The sequence below is a fragment of the Pseudomonas sp. UBA6699 genome (assembly GCF_002454615.1).
Classification (GTDB): domain Bacteria; phylum Pseudomonadota; class Gammaproteobacteria; order Pseudomonadales; family Pseudomonadaceae; genus Aquipseudomonas; species Aquipseudomonas juntendi.
In genome coordinates, this window is record NZ_DKJF01000080.1 from 50,568 (window position 1) to 63,959 (window position 13,392).

Here is a 13,392-nt window from a genome sequence, read left to right on the forward strand (position 1 = left end):
TAACTGGGCGGGTTGGCGTCCATGTAGTATAACTACAAGAAAGCTACAACCCGGCCAGCCGATCATAACCGAGTCCAGCCCGTGAATCTGTTGCAACATATCGCCCAATCGCGCCACCTGCTGCGCAAATCGGAACTGAAAGTGGCCGACCACGTGCTGCTCGACCCGGCTGCCGTCATGCACAGCTCCATGGCCGACCTGGCGCACAGCGTAGGTATCAGCGAACCCACCATCGTGCGTTTCTGCAGGGCCATCGGTTGCACGGGCTTTCAGGACCTCAAGCTGAAGCTGGCGCAGAGCCTGGCCGCCGGGGCCAGCTTCGGCCAGTTCGCCATCCACGAAGACGACTCGGTCGCCGACTACAGCCTGAAAATCTTCGACACCACCCTGCACACCCTGATGGAGGTGCGCGAGCACCTCGACCCGCTGGCGCTGCAGCAGGCGGTGAGCGCCATGGCGCAGGCCCAGCGTGTGGAGTTCTACGGCTTTGGTGCCTCGGGGGCTGTAGCGGCAGATGCCCAGCACAAGTTCTTTCGCCTGCTGCTGAGCGCGGCGGCGTATTCCGACCCGCACATGCAGGCCATGTCGGCGGTGACCTTGAAGCCGGGCGATGTGGCCGTGTGTATCTCCCAGTCCGGCCGCTCCAAGGACCTGTTGATCACCGCCAACCTGGTACGCGAGAGCGGGGCCAACCTGATTACCCTGTGCCCTAGCCAGACACCGCTGGCCGAGTTGTCGACGGTCAACCTGGCGATCGACGTGCATGAAGACACCGAAATCTATACCCCGTTGACCTCGCGCATTGCCCACCTGGTGGTGATCGACGTACTGGCCATGGGTGTGGCCATGGCGCGTGGGCCGAGCCTGGTCAACCACCTGAAAAGCGTGAAACGCAGTTTGCGCAGCCTGCGTTTGTCGCCCAAGTCGATCAAGGCTACAGACGACTGAATTCAGTCTGTGCCGGCCCCTTCGCGGGCTTGCCCGCGAAAGGGGCCGGCACCGGCAAAGCAGATTTCACTGTTTTGTCACCATTTCACCGCTAAACCGTAAACCTGCCAGGCCAGTCTGAAGCTCCCGCATCCTATCTGGGAGACAGGCAATGGCTCGTGACTTCGACGGTACGTATCAACCCAGCGCCAAGGCTCGCAAGCAGCAGGAAAAGGATCAGCGCCGCATGGAATACCGGCGGGCGATCGAAAGCTATTGCGACCAGCGTCAATTGCTCCGCGAGCTGGCGGACTACCCAGACCTGCAAGCGCTCACGGTGTGGCAGGCGTCTGCGGCAGCCTCCCCGAAAAACGTTCAACAAGCCCGCTGATCAGCGCACGTTCGCCGCGGATGAACGCCAGAAACGCCAAGGCCACCGGCGACTGGCGCTTGGCCTTGGCCTGCACCACGCACCAGCTGCGGTACAGGGGCAGCTCTTCCACCGGCAGTTCGGTCAGCACGCCGGTGGCCAGTTCCAGGTTCACCGCGTGGCGGGTCAGCAACGCCACCCCGAGACCTGCGATCACGCATTCGCGTTGGGCATCGGCCGACGCCACTTCCAGGGTCTGGGTGAAATGCACACGCTTGTCCTTGAAGTACTCCTCGCACGCCTTGCGCGTCCCTGAGCCTTGCTCGCGGACCAGCAGGGTATGCGGTTCCAGATCCTGCAGGCGCAGCTGCTCCAGCTTGCACAGCGGATGCTGTGGCGGCGCCACGGCCACGATCGGGTTGTTGAGGAAAGGCAGAAACTCCAGGCCCATGTCCTGGGGCACCATGGACATGATGATCAGGTCATCGCGGTTGTCGGAAAGCCGCCGAATGGCCTGGGCACGGTTGACCACCGTCAAGGTCAGGTTGACCTCCGGGTGACGTTGCTTGAAGGCCGCGAACAAGTGCGGAACGAAGTACTTGGCACTGGACTCGACCGCCAGCTTCAACTGACCTTGCAATGAGCCCTGCATGTCCGACAGCTGCATGTCCAGGCTCTCCAGCCGGCCGAAGATATCTCGGCTGGCACGCTGCAGGGCCTCGGCTGCTTCGGTCAGGTAGAGTTTCTTGCCAACGTACTCGAACAGTGGCTGGCCTATCAGCTCTTCGAGCTGCCGGATCTGTAGACTAACGGCGGGTTGTGTGAGCGCCATTTCTTCCGCAGCGCGGCTGTACGAACGCAAATCACACACTTCGTTGAAGATCTGCAATTGTCGTAAAGTCATACGCATCAAGGACTTACGCATAGTTGTCGGCTCATCGGCAATACCTTGTTACCCAACTATAAGCTTTTGCTAATACAGCCCCTAACAAATATTGATTTTTGTTTATCAACCCATGGCGCTAGGGTGAATACGCGACTGGCCAGCAACGTCTGGTCACGCGCCGACCGGTAGAACCGGCTCGACTGTTCCTACGGCTTTGGGAAGACTCCAGTGATAAAAAAAATCCTGATCGCCAACCGAGGTGAAATCGCAGTTCGGATCGTGCGTGCATGCGCCGAGATGGGCATTCGCTCGGTTGCGATCTATTCCGACGCCGACCGCCACGCCCTGCACGTCAAGCGTGCTGACGAGGCGCACAGCATTGGTGCCGAGCCGCTGGCCGGGTACCTGAACCCGCGCAAACTGGTGAACCTGGCGGTGGAAACCGGTTGCGATGCCCTGCACCCGGGCTATGGCTTCCTGTCGGAAAATGCCGAGCTGGCAGAGATTTGCGCCGAACGCGGGATCAAGTTCATTGGCCCGGCCGCCGACGTGATTCGCCGCATGGGCGACAAGACCGAAGCACGCCGTACCATGATCGCCGCCGGTGTGCCGGTAACCCCGGGCACCGAAGGTAACGTTGCCGATATCCACGAAGCCCTGAGCGAAGGTGACCGCATCGGTTACCCGGTCATGCTCAAGGCCACTTCGGGTGGCGGTGGCCGTGGTATCCGCCGTTGCAACAGCCGTGAAGAACTGGAGCAGAACTTCCCGCGGGTCATTTCCGAAGCAACCAAGGCATTTGGCTCGGCCGAAGTCTTCCTGGAAAAGTGCATCGTCAACCCCAAGCACATCGAGGCGCAGATTCTCGGTGACAGCTTCGGCAATGTAGTGCACCTGTTCGAGCGCGACTGCTCGATCCAGCGCCGCAACCAGAAGCTCATCGAAATCGCCCCAAGCCCACAGCTCACCCCTGAGCAGCGCGCCTATATCGGCGACCTGGCGGTGCGCGCTGCCAAGGCAGTGGACTACGAAAACGCCGGCACCGTGGAGTTCCTGCTCGCCGATGGCGAGGTGTACTTCATGGAAATGAACACCCGGGTGCAGGTGGAGCACACCATCACCGAGGAAATCACCGGCATCGACATCGTCCGTGAACAGATCCGTATTGCTTCAGGCTTGCCGTTGTCGGTGAAGCAGGAAGACATCCACCACCGCGGCTACGCGTTGCAGTTCCGTATCAACGCCGAAGACCCGAAGAACAACTTCCTGCCCAGCTTCGGCAAGATCACCCGGTACTACGCCCCTGGCGGCCCGGGCGTGCGCACCGACACGGCGATTTATACCGGCTACACCATTCCACCGTTCTACGACTCCATGTGCCTGAAACTGGTGGTCTGGGCGCTGACCTGGGAAGAAGCCATGGACCGCGGCCTGCGGGCCCTGGATGACATGCGTGTACAAGGGGTGAAGACCACCGCTGCGTACTACCAGGAAATTTTGCGTAACCCGGAATTCCGTAGCGGCCAGTTCAACACCAGCTTCGTCGAAAGCCACCCTGAACTGACCAACTACTCGATCAAGCGCAAACCCGAAGAGCTGGCCCTGGCCATCGCCGCTGCCATCGCCGCCCACGCAGGCCTATGAATGCAGCAGCAAGCTGTAAGCGGCAAGCTGCAAGTAGAAGCAGATCAGCTTTTTCTAGCAGCTTGTAGCTTCAAGCTTGCCGCTACGAGGAGATAACAATGTCCAAGAAAATTCACGTAACCGACACGATCCTGCGCGACGCCCACCAGTCCTTGCTGGCCACCCGCATGCGTACCGAAGACATGCTGCCGATCTGCGAAAAGCTCGACAAGGTCGGCTACTGGTCGCTGGAAGTGTGGGGCGGTGCCACGTTCGACGCCTGCGTGCGCTTCCTCAAGGAAGACCCGTGGGAGCGCCTGCGCAAGCTGCGCGCCGCGCTGCCCAACACCCGCCTGCAAATGCTCCTGCGCGGCCAGAACCTGCTGGGCTACCGCCACTACAGCGACGACGTGGTCAGGGCCTTCGTGGCCAAGGCGGCAGTCAACGGCATCGATGTATTCCGTATTTTCGACGCCATGAACGATGTGCGTAACCTGCGCGTGGCCATCGAGGCGGTCAAGGCCGCTGGCAAGCACGCCCAGGGCACCATTGCCTACACCGTCAGCCCGGTGCACACCATCGAAGCCTTCGTGAACCAGGCCAAGCAGATGGAGGCCATGGGTTGCGACTCGATCGCGATCAAGGACATGGCCGGCTTGCTGACGCCGTTCGCCACCGGTGAACTGGTCAAGGCCCTGAAGGCCGAGCAGTCGCTGCCGGTGTTCATCCACTCCCACGACACGGCTGGCCTGGCTGCCATGTGCCAGCTCAAGGCAGTGGAAAACGGCGCCGATCACATCGACACCGCCATTTCCAGCTTCGCCTGGGGCACCAGCCACCCAGGTACCGAATCGATGGTCGCTGCGCTCAAGGGCAGTGAGTTCGACACCGGCCTGGACTTGGAGCTGTTGCAGGAAATCGGCCTGTACTTCTACGCGGTGCGCAAGAAATACCACCAGTTCGAAAGCGAATTCACCGCGGTGGATACTCGCGTGCAGGTCAACCAGGTTCCCGGCGGGATGATTTCCAACCTGGCCAACCAGCTCAAGGAGCAGGGCGCCCTCAACCGCATGAACGAGGTGCTGGCCGAGATTCCGCGGGTCCGCGAAGACCTTGGCTTCCCGCCGCTGGTCACCCCGACCTCGCAGATTGTCGGTACCCAGGCGTTCTTCAACGTGCTGGCCGGCGAGCGTTACAAGACCATCACCAACGAGGTGAAGCTTTACCTGCAGGGCGGCTACGGCAAGGCCCCGGGCGTAGTCAACGAGCAGTTGCGCCGCCAGGCCATCGGCAGCGAAGAGGTGATCGACGTGCGCCCGGCCGATCTGCTCAAGCCGGAGATGACCAAGCTGCGTGGCGATATCGGTGCCTTGGCCCGGTGCGAAGAAGACGTGCTGACCTTCGCCATGTTCCCGGATATCGGGCGCAAATTCCTCGAAGAGCGCGAAGCCGGCACCCTGACCCCGGAAGCCCTGCTGCCGATTCCGGAAGCCGGTGTGGCTGCCGCCCCAGGCGGTGAAGGCGTACCGACCGAGTTCGTCATCGATGTGCACGGTGAAACCTACCGCGTCGACATCACCGGTGTGGGTGTGAAGGCCGAAGGCAAACGCCACTTCTACCTGTCGATCGATGGCATGCCGGAAGAGGTGGTGTTCGAGCCGCTCAACGAGTTTGTCGGCGGCGGCAGCAGCAAGCGCAAGCAGGCCAGCGCCCCAGGCCACGTCAGCACCACCATGCCCGGCAACATCGTCGATGTGCTGGTCAAGGAAGGTGACATGGTCAAGGCAGGCCAGGCGGTGCTGATCACCGAAGCCATGAAGATGGAGACCGAAGTGCAGGCGGCCATCGCCGGCAAGGTCGTGGCCATCCACGTGGCCAAGGGCGATCGCGTTACACCGGGCGAGATCCTGATCGAGATCGAGGGCTGATACAGGCCCTCATCTACAAGCGGTTTACCTCTGGGGAGCGGATGCTCCCCTTTTTTTTGAGCTTGAATATGCATCTTAATGCAGGAATAGCGTGAATCTTGGTCCATATCTGCATTAAATTGCAGAATTTACACTGAAACATCAGGGAATCTGCACTATGATGCAGATTCATCAACCGAGTCGGTTGTCCGCATGCGGTAAATTGCAGGTGAACAATGTACAGACTCACGCTTCAACTCCATGATCAGGCGCAGTGGCATGATGCTGTTGCCATCGCCTTTGTCGAGCCTGAAAAGGGCCTCTCCAGCCCCTGCGAGTTCGGCTATACCTCCGAGTACGTCAAAACCCATCTGGAGGCATACGACAGCCTGTTCTGCCAGGCGGCAAGCGCGAGGCTGCCGGTGGATTTTGGTTCTCATCGTCTGCAGCATGCTCCCGCGTTCCTTTACGACATCGCACCCGCTGGTGCCGCCAACCGCTTCCTGCTCCGGCATATCGGCTGTGAGAAACCAGAAGGCATGGGGGATGACCTGTTTCTCCTGGGGCGGTCCACTCCGGCGCCAATCGGCACCCTGCGCATCAAGGAGTCGGCTGAGCTACTGGATTATGCCGACCCCATCGGGTTTGCCCATCAGGATGTGATCACCCGCGATCAACGGTTTCTCGAATACGCCTATGAGCGAGGTGCGGCCATCGGTGGCGCGATAGGCGCCGGTGGGGAGGCGCCAAAGCTGTTGATGACCGAGGCAGAAAACGGCCTGTTGTATCCGGACGCGGTGCTGGCGGATGAACGTGCCCGGCGTCACTGGTTCATCAAGTTCGCCAGGAACCAGGCACTGGCTGATGATCAGCAGATACTGCGGGCCGAGTAGCTCTACTACAAGGCGTTGCAGCAGCTTGGCATCGAAACGGTGGCCACTGAATACATGGCGCTGGAAGAAGGCTCCAAGCCCAGCCTGTGGCTGGAACGCTTCGACCGGCAGGTTTGCGCGCAGGGTGTGCAACGCTTTGCCGTGGAGTCGATGTACTCCCTGTGTGGCGTGACCGAGCCTGGCAGCCGATTGGGGCACCTGGAGGCGATCGAGGCGCTTGCCGCGGTGTGGAAACTGGCCGGGCAGGGGAGGCAGCTGCCTGACCTGGTTGCCGATTATCTGCGGCGCGACCTGATCAACAAGATCCTGGGTAATGCCGATAACCACGGGCATAACACTGCGATCATCCGTACCCGTGACACCGTGCGCCTCGCACCGATCTACGACCTTGCACCGATGGTGATGGATCAGGAAGGGATAACGCGAACGACGAAGTGGCCAGCCTCGATAGAGCGGGCTGGCGATATCGACTGGCAGGCTGCCTGTGCTGCACTGGCCGAATTTGTCGACCCGGGCGAAGCTTTTGAGCGTCTGCGGCTGGATGCCCGGCACCTGTTGGCATTGCCGGATATCTTGTCCGCCCTGGGGCTGCCTGATGCGGTGATGAATCACCCGGCAATTGCGCTGGGCAGGCTTGAGCGCCGGATGGTTGAATGGGGGTTGGCATGACGGTTTCCATCGATGCCCGTGGGCTGCTGATCGACGGAGTACGCGAAGGTATCTCCAACGGCAGTCTTGAGCTGGGTGCTGCCGTGCGGCGGCTGCGTGTGGGGGTGGCGAAGATGCAGCAGACTCAGTTTGCACGCATGTGCAAGATTTCCGTGCGTACGCTGATCCAGATCGAGCAGGGCGGTGGTAACCCCACGCTGAACTCGTTGAACGCCGTGTTCAAGCCATTTGGCTTGCAGATGGGGGTTGTCAGGCGCGCGAGTCTGATCAGGTAAGCCACTGCACCGATCATAGGCCCGTGAGCCCGTGACCGGTGGTGCAGGTCAGTTCCTGCGGCAGGCTTCAAGCGTTCGTGCCTGCCCTTGCGGGCGCTGGTTCTCGGTACTCAACCACCGCTCGAAGCCAGCCGCCACCTGCGGCCACTCATCATCGGTAATCGAGTACCACGCCGTATCACGGTTGTGGTCCTTCACCACCAGGTGCTTGCGGAACACCCCTTCGAAGACGAACCCGAACCGCTGCGCTGCACGCTTGGAGCGGGCATTGGCGTTATTGCACTTCCATTCCAGGCGGCGGTTCCCGAGATCGAAGCTCAGCTTGGCCAGCAGGTAGACGGCCTCGGTACTCCTGGGTGTGCGCTGCATGGGCGCGCCGAAGGCGATGTGGCCGATCTCGGTGCGGCCATGGTCAGGCACGATCGACATCAGGCTGAGGATGCCCTGAGCCTTGCCGCTGGCGCGGTCGATCACGGTGAAATACAGCGGGTCGTGGCCGGCGGCGTTACCTTGCAGCCAGCGGTCGAAGGCAGCGCGTTCGGTAAACGGGCCGTAGGGCAGGTAGTCCCACAGTACCGGGTCGGCGCCCGGGCCTTGCAGGGCAGCCCAAAGGTCGTCGCCGTGGCGCACCGGGTCGAGTTTTTCCAGGCGGATGAAGCGCCCGTCGATGGGCTCGGCCTTGGGTGATGCGGCGGGTTTCCAGTGCAGTGCGTCAGTCATGTGGCCTACAACCCTTTGCGGAATTGGATGAAGCCCGGGCGCTCGGCAACCTGCTCGTACAGGCTGATGGCGGTGGCGTTGGTTTCGTGGGTCAGCCAGTGCACCTTGTTGCAGTTGTCGGCCTTGGCTGCAGCATAGACATGTTCGATCAGCTGGCGGCCGATGCCCAGGCCCCGCTGTGCGCTGTGCACGTAAAGGTCCTGCAGGTAGCAGGCATTTTCGATGCTCCAGTTGGAGCGGTGGTAGATGAAGTTGACCATGCCCACGGCCGTGCCATCTACCCAGGCCAGGGCCGAATGGGTTGGCTCGTTGGGGTCGAGCAGGCGCTGCCAGGTACTGAGGCTGACGTCATCGGCCAGTTCGGTTTCGTAGAAGTGCAGGTAGGCCTGCCACAAGGCATGCCAGGCGGCGTGATCTTGAGCGGTGACAGGGCACAGGGTAACGCTGGGCATTGGGCTACTCCTTCACAGAAGGCGCATGTGCGCGGCAAGTTGGTTGTCCAGGTGATCGGGGCTGGCGCTCAGGCTTTCGCGCACGCCGGCAATGTCCTGCTCAGCGCGGTTCTGGCTCAGCTTGCGCGCGCCTTGCAACCGCTGGATCGGCAGGCGAATGCCAACAATGGCGCGGAGCATGCCGTCGATGTAGTCGGCGGGCGCATCGCTCACCTGCCATGGCTCACTGCGGCCGTGCTCATGGCGGTCGGTGAGCCGGCTGACAATCGCCAGCAATGGCTCGGCGTCGTGGATCACGTCGGCTACCCCATAGGCGTGCACGGCCAGGTAATTCCAGGTTGGCACCACCTTGGGGTTATCAGCCTTGCTTGGGTAGTAACCGGGGCTGACATAGGCATCGGCCCCGGGAAACACCAGCAGCGCTTCGGCCCCCTGCGCCAAGTCCTGCCACTGCCGGTTGGCCCTGGCCAAGTGGGCGTATACGGTGCCGAACTCGCCTTCTGCGGGGTCGAGCAGCACCGGCAAGTGGCTTGCCAGCAGGCCCTGCTCGCCATGGCTGACCAGCACGGCCAGACGCGTGTCGAGCATGTGCCGCTGCAGCCGGGCGAGGTCGTGTTCCTGGTGAGGCTTACTGTTGTACATGGCCTGAGTCCTTGTCGAATGGTCCCATCCTAGGCAGGCTAATGGTTCTGGGTAAGAGCCATTACTGCCTGTTTTCATAGGTCCAATGCCATGCACGAAAAGCCCCTCATCCTGCCTTTCGACCCGGCCGGGATTTCGCTGGATCGCCGCCGCGGGTTGAGCCAGCAGCTTTACCAGGCGCTACGCGAGCGGGTGCTGGACGGGCGGCTGTGCAGCGGCACACGGCTGCCTGCCACCCGCGACCTGGCAGCCGTGCTGGGGCTGTCGCGCAACAGCGTGGTGCGCGCGTATGACCAGTTGTACGCGGAGGGCTATATCGAAAGCCGAGTCGGTGACGGCACCTACGTAACCCGGCTGCCGAAACTATCCACACAACTGTCCACAGGGTTATACCGGGGGTTATCAACAGGTTTATCCACATTTGGCCACGAAAATACTGAGGATTTATCCAGCCCGCGCAGCTGGAGCGAGCCTTTGCAGCGCTTGAAAAATCACCATCTGCCGCCCCCCAAACAGGGCGCGCCGCGGGCTTTTCGTTTGGGTATACCTGCCTTCGATCTGTTCCCGTTCGACGTTTGGGCCAAGCTGCAAGCGGGTTTCTGGCGTAACGCTGCGCCTGCACAGCTGGGTTATGGCGACCCGGCGGGTGAACCGGCACTGCGCGAGTTGATCGCTGCCTACTTGCGCGGCTGGCGGGGGCTGACCTGTACCGCTGAGCAAATAGTGATCACCAGTGGCGCGCAGCAGGCCATAAGCCTTTGTGCACAGTTGCTGTTGCAGCCTGGCGACCGGGTGGCTGTGGAAAACCCCGGCTACCGGGCGGCGGCGCACGCCTTTTCAGTGGCGGGTGCTGAGGTCGCCGGCGTGCCGGTGGATGAAGAGGGTATGGATTGCGCACGGTTAGGCCAGTTGCCGGGTTGCCGGTTGGCCTATGTCACGCCCGCCCATCAGTACCCGACCGGGGTAACCATGAGCCTGGCCCGGCGCCTGGCGTTGCTGGGCTGGGCAGAACGCAACGATGGCTGGATCATCGAGGACGACTACGATGGCGAGTACCGTTACAGTGGCGCGCCCCTGGCCCCGCTGGCTGCACTCGACCGGGCCGGCCGTGTGTTGTACGTGGGCACCTTCGGCAAGATCGCCTTCCCGGCGCTGCGCTTGGGTTACCTGGTATTGCCGGCGCAGTTGGCACAGGCCTTCAGCCAGGGTAAGGCGTTGGCAGTACGGCATTCGGAGGTCAGCAGCCAGTGTGTGATGGCCGAGTTCATGGCCCGTGGGCATTTCCAGCGGCATATTCGCCGCATGCGCAAAGCGGCGTTGAGCCGGCGCAATGTGCTCAAGGCCGGCTGGCCTGTGGATATTGCCGGGCTGGGCAGCATGCCCGAAGTGGCTGCTGGGCTGCACGTGAAGGTGTCTGTGGATAACTTTGCGCGTGAGCAGGCGCTGGTGGCCAAGGCAGAGGCGGTCGGCGTTGAAGTGGCAGCATTGAGCAATTTCTGGCTGGCCGACAGCGAAGTGCCTGTGGATAAGCGTGCAGGTCTGGTGCTGGGGTTTGCCGCGGTCCCGGAGGGTGAGATTGCCGCGGCATTGATGAAATTGCGCAAGGCGTGGCGCAAGGGTTGAGGCTGCCTGCCTCTTCGCGGGTAAACCCGCCCCCACAGGTATGGCCGGGTGGTCTCAGGTGCGGCGCATATCCTGTAGGAGCGGGTTCATCCGCGAAGGGCTGCAAGGCAGCCCCAACTGCGTCAGGTCCCCGACTTGATCCGCGTCCAGGCCCGGGTTCGCGCCCGCTCCGCATCGCGCTGCAACGGCTTGAGCGTGTAAAGCTTGGCCATCGCCTCCGCCGTCGGGTACAGGTTGGGGTTGTTGCGAATCGCAGGGCTCACCTTGTCGGTGGCATCCTTGTTGGGGTTCGGGTAGCCGACAAAATCGCTGATCGGCGCAATCACCTCGGGCCGCAGCAGGTAGTTGATGAATGCATGGGCGTCTGCCGGGTTGGCGGCATTCTTCGGAATCGCCAGCATGTCGAACCAGATCGGCGCGCCTTCCTTCGGCAGGCGCATGTCGACCGTCACACCATTTTTCGCTTCGCGGGCGCGGTTGGCAGCCTGCGAGAAGCTGCCGCTGTAACCCACCGCCACGCAGATATCCCCATTGGCCATGTCAGCCATGTACTTCGAGGAGTGGAAGTAGGTGATGTACGGGCGAATCTTCAGCATCAGCGCTTCGGCCTTCTTGTAGTCGGCCGGCTTATCGCTGTTCGGTGGCAGGCCGAGGTACTGCAGGGCCAGCGGCAGGATCTCCGACGGCGAGTCGAGCAGCGCTACCCCGCACTGCTTGAGCTTGGCGATGTTCTCTTCCTTGAAGATCAGGTCCCAGCTGTCCACCGGCGCGTTATCGCCGAGCGCGGCCTTGACCTTGGCCGGGTTGAAGCCGATCAGCACGGTGCCATACATGTAGGGCACGGCAAACTTGTTGCCTGGGTCGTTGGCCTCGATCAGCTTCATCAGCGCAGGGTCCAGGTGTTGCCAGTTCGGCAGCTTGCTGCGATCCAGCGGCTGGAACACCCCGGCCTCGATCTGCTTGGCGAGGAATACGTTGGACGGCACCACCACGTCATAGCCGGAGTTGCCGGTGAGCAACTTGGCCTCCAGCGCTTCGTTGGTGTCGAAGATGTCGTAGATCAGTTTGACGCCGCTGTCCTTCTGGAAATCGGTCAAGGTCTGCGGTGTGATGTAGTCGAACCAGTTATACACACGCAGGGTGCGCTGCTCGGCGTGCGCCTGCAGGGCACCGGTGAACAGGGTGGCAGCGATGAACGGGGCGAGCAGACGCCTGAGTCGGACCATTACCGGGCTCCTGGCTGGGCGCGCTGGAAACCTTCCAGCACATTGACTGCGTTGATACCAATTTCTTCCACAGCGTAGCCGCCTTCCATCACGAACAGGGTCGGCTTGCCAAGCTGGCCGATACGCTTGCCCATTTCCAGGTAGTCGGGGCTGTCCAGCTTGAATTGCGAGATCGGGTCATCCTTGAAGGTGTCCACACCCAGGGAGACCACCAGTACGTCGGCGTCATAGCTGGCGATGCGCTGGCAAGCCTCTTCCAGGGCAGCGCTCCAGGCAGACCAGTCGCTGCCGGCGGGCAGCGGATAGTTGATATTGCAGCCCTCGCCGGCGCCTTCGCCGGTTTCGTCGGCATAGCCGAGAAAGAACGGGAATTCGTCTTGCGGGTCGCCGTGGATCGAAGCGAAGAACACATCGTTGCGGCAGTAGAAGATGTCCTGGGTGCCATTGCCGTGGTGGTAGTCGACATCGAGGATGGCAACCTTGCGCCGACCCTGGTCGAGGAATGCCTGGGCGGCGATGGCGGCGTTGTTCAGGTAGCAGTAGCCACCCATCACTTCGCCGGCGGCGTGGTGCCCTGGTGGGCGGCACAGGGCAAAGGCGCTGTGCGCGCCTTGCTGGATCGCTGCCTGGGCGGTGAGGGCAACCTGGGCGGCACTGTAGGCCGCCTGCCAGGTGCCGGCGGTGATCGGCGCACCGGCATCGAAGCTGTAATAGCCCAACTCGCCGTGCAGGCCGGTGGGTTTTACCTGGCGCAAGGTGCGTGCAGGCCAGGTGAACGGCAGCAGGTCGCCTTCCTGGCCCAGCGCCGCCCAGCGCGCCCAGGCGCCTTCGAAAAAGTCCAGGTAGTCGGCGCTGTGGATGCGCAGCAAGGGCGCGCGGCCGAAGTCGGTAGGGCCCTGGATGTCACCGAGGTTGCGTTTTTTGACCTGGTCGAGCACATGGTCAGCGCGCGAGGGCATTTCGAAACACGGCATCAGCTTGCCGTCGATCAGCTCGCAGCGGCCATGGTGCAGGCGGTGATCATCGGAATAGATCGTCAGCATTGTTGTTCTCCGGTGGGGACTGGCGTGGGGCCATTTTCAGCGGTGGGCCAGTGGCGGAGAACGACGCAACTGGCCAAAAGGGGATCGATGTGGCCAAGCTCTATGGCCGGGTTTTCCTGTGCTGGCTGCTTCGCGG

12 protein-coding genes and 1 pseudogene are annotated in these 13,392 nt (G+C 62.0%); 7 read left to right on the plus strand and 6 right to left on the minus strand.

Annotation, left to right across the window (positions count from 1 at the left end; translation table 11 throughout):
* The first annotated feature begins 81 nt into the window (after positions 1 to 81).
* Together hexR and B3361_RS15545 are read left to right on the plus strand one after the other, a co-directional pair.
* Positions 82 to 948: a transcriptional regulator HexR gene (hexR, locus tag B3361_RS15540; RefSeq protein WP_009683527.1), complete on the plus strand. Its 867-nt coding sequence runs from the start codon at positions 82 to 84 to the stop codon at positions 946 to 948.
* Positions 949 to 1,099: 151 nt separating this feature from the next.
* A complete protein-coding gene (locus B3361_RS15545) occupies positions 1,100 to 1,318 on the plus strand; it encodes a PA3496 family putative envelope integrity protein (protein WP_080709225.1) in 219 nt (72 codons plus the stop codon).
* Here B3361_RS15545 and B3361_RS15550 read toward each other — a convergent pair.
* Positions 1,260 to 2,207, minus strand: a complete 948-nt coding sequence (locus tag B3361_RS15550) for a LysR family transcriptional regulator (protein WP_161891643.1) — start codon at positions 2,205 to 2,207, stop codon at positions 1,260 to 1,262. The two genes, B3361_RS15545 and B3361_RS15550, sit on opposite strands and share 59 nt — an antisense overlap.
* Before the next feature lie 204 nt (positions 2,208 to 2,411).
* Here B3361_RS15550 and B3361_RS15555 point away from each other — a divergent pair, with 204 nt between their 5' ends.
* The 4 genes and pseudogenes from B3361_RS15555 to B3361_RS15570 all read left to right on the plus strand — a co-directional run bounded on the left by B3361_RS15555 (position 2,412) and on the right by B3361_RS15570 (position 7,550).
* On the plus strand, positions 2,412 to 3,827 hold the full coding sequence (locus B3361_RS15555) for an acetyl-CoA carboxylase biotin carboxylase subunit (RefSeq protein WP_009684483.1): 1,416 nt from the start codon (positions 2,412 to 2,414) through the stop codon (positions 3,825 to 3,827).
* Between the two features lie 98 nt (positions 3,828 to 3,925).
* Positions 3,926 to 5,734 (plus strand): sodium-extruding oxaloacetate decarboxylase subunit alpha, encoded by a 1,809-nt coding sequence (gene oadA / locus B3361_RS15560; RefSeq protein WP_047149780.1) that lies wholly within the window; start codon positions 3,926 to 3,928, stop codon positions 5,732 to 5,734.
* Between the two features lie 215 nt (positions 5,735 to 5,949).
* Positions 5,950 to 7,275, plus strand: a pseudogene (locus B3361_RS15565) (type II toxin-antitoxin system HipA family toxin).
* Entirely contained in the window at positions 7,272 to 7,550 is a 279-nt protein-coding gene (locus tag B3361_RS15570; RefSeq protein WP_054904328.1) for a helix-turn-helix domain-containing protein, read from the plus strand. The pseudogene B3361_RS15565 and the gene B3361_RS15570 overlap by 4 nt, the downstream one beginning before the upstream one ends.
* Before the next feature lie 48 nt (positions 7,551 to 7,598).
* On the opposite strand, the gene B3361_RS15575 is transcribed toward B3361_RS15570, so the two are convergent.
* Genes B3361_RS15575 through B3361_RS15585 form a run of 3 tightly spaced genes read right to left on the minus strand, consistent with a single transcriptional unit; the run spans position 7,599 to position 9,364 of the window.
* The gene (locus B3361_RS15575; protein ID WP_054904319.1) at positions 7,599 to 8,270 is read right to left on the minus strand and encodes a GNAT family N-acetyltransferase; all 672 of its coding nucleotides are present in this window, start codon (positions 8,268 to 8,270) and stop codon (positions 7,599 to 7,601) included.
* A 5-nt stretch (positions 8,271 to 8,275) separates the two neighbouring features.
* Entirely contained in the window at positions 8,276 to 8,722 is a 447-nt protein-coding gene (locus tag B3361_RS15580; RefSeq protein ID WP_054904320.1) for a GNAT family N-acetyltransferase, read from the minus strand.
* A 12-nt stretch (positions 8,723 to 8,734) separates the two neighbouring features.
* Complete coding sequence (locus B3361_RS15585; RefSeq protein WP_054904321.1) at positions 8,735 to 9,364, minus strand: FMN-binding negative transcriptional regulator; 630 nt, start codon at positions 9,362 to 9,364, stop codon at positions 8,735 to 8,737.
* Between the two features lie 90 nt (positions 9,365 to 9,454).
* Here B3361_RS15585 and B3361_RS15590 point away from each other — a divergent pair, with 90 nt between their 5' ends.
* Positions 9,455 to 10,987, plus strand: a complete 1,533-nt coding sequence (locus tag B3361_RS15590) for a PLP-dependent aminotransferase family protein (RefSeq protein WP_054904322.1) — start codon at positions 9,455 to 9,457, stop codon at positions 10,985 to 10,987.
* Between the two features lie 122 nt (positions 10,988 to 11,109).
* Here B3361_RS15590 and B3361_RS15595 read toward each other — a convergent pair whose 3' ends face one another.
* Positions 11,110 to 12,213, minus strand: a complete 1,104-nt coding sequence (locus B3361_RS15595) for a polyamine ABC transporter substrate-binding protein (RefSeq protein ID WP_054904323.1) — start codon at positions 12,211 to 12,213, stop codon at positions 11,110 to 11,112.
* On the minus strand, positions 12,213 to 13,256 hold the full coding sequence (locus tag B3361_RS15600) for a histone deacetylase family protein (RefSeq protein WP_054904324.1): 1,044 nt from the start codon (positions 13,254 to 13,256) through the stop codon (positions 12,213 to 12,215). Before B3361_RS15600 ends, B3361_RS15595 begins: the two co-directional genes overlap by 1 nt.
* Positions 13,257 to 13,392 lie beyond the last annotated feature (136 nt).

Coding starts and splice junctions, on each gene's coding strand:
- B3361_RS15545 (WP_080709225.1), top strand. CDS start 1,100: ATGGCTCGTGACTTCGACGGTACGTATCAACCCAGCGCCAAGGCTCGC.
- B3361_RS15550 (WP_161891643.1), bottom strand. CDS start 2,207: ATGCGTATGACTTTACGACAATTGCAGATCTTCAACGAAGTGTGTGAT.
- oadA (WP_047149780.1), top strand. CDS start 3,926: ATGTCCAAGAAAATTCACGTAACCGACACGATCCTGCGCGACGCCCAC.
- B3361_RS15570 (WP_054904328.1), top strand. CDS start 7,272: ATGACGGTTTCCATCGATGCCCGTGGGCTGCTGATCGACGGAGTACGC.
- B3361_RS15575 (WP_054904319.1), bottom strand. CDS start 8,270: ATGACTGACGCACTGCACTGGAAACCCGCCGCATCACCCAAGGCCGAG.
- B3361_RS15580 (WP_054904320.1), bottom strand. CDS start 8,722: ATGCCCAGCGTTACCCTGTGCCCTGTCACCGCTCAAGATCACGCCGCC.
- B3361_RS15585 (WP_054904321.1), bottom strand. CDS start 9,364: ATGTACAACAGTAAGCCTCACCAGGAACACGACCTCGCCCGGCTGCAG.
- B3361_RS15590 (WP_054904322.1), top strand. CDS start 9,455: ATGCACGAAAAGCCCCTCATCCTGCCTTTCGACCCGGCCGGGATTTCG.
- B3361_RS15595 (WP_054904323.1), bottom strand. CDS start 12,213: ATGGTCCGACTCAGGCGTCTGCTCGCCCCGTTCATCGCTGCCACCCTG.
- B3361_RS15600 (WP_054904324.1), bottom strand. CDS start 13,256: ATGCTGACGATCTATTCCGATGATCACCGCCTGCACCATGGCCGCTGC.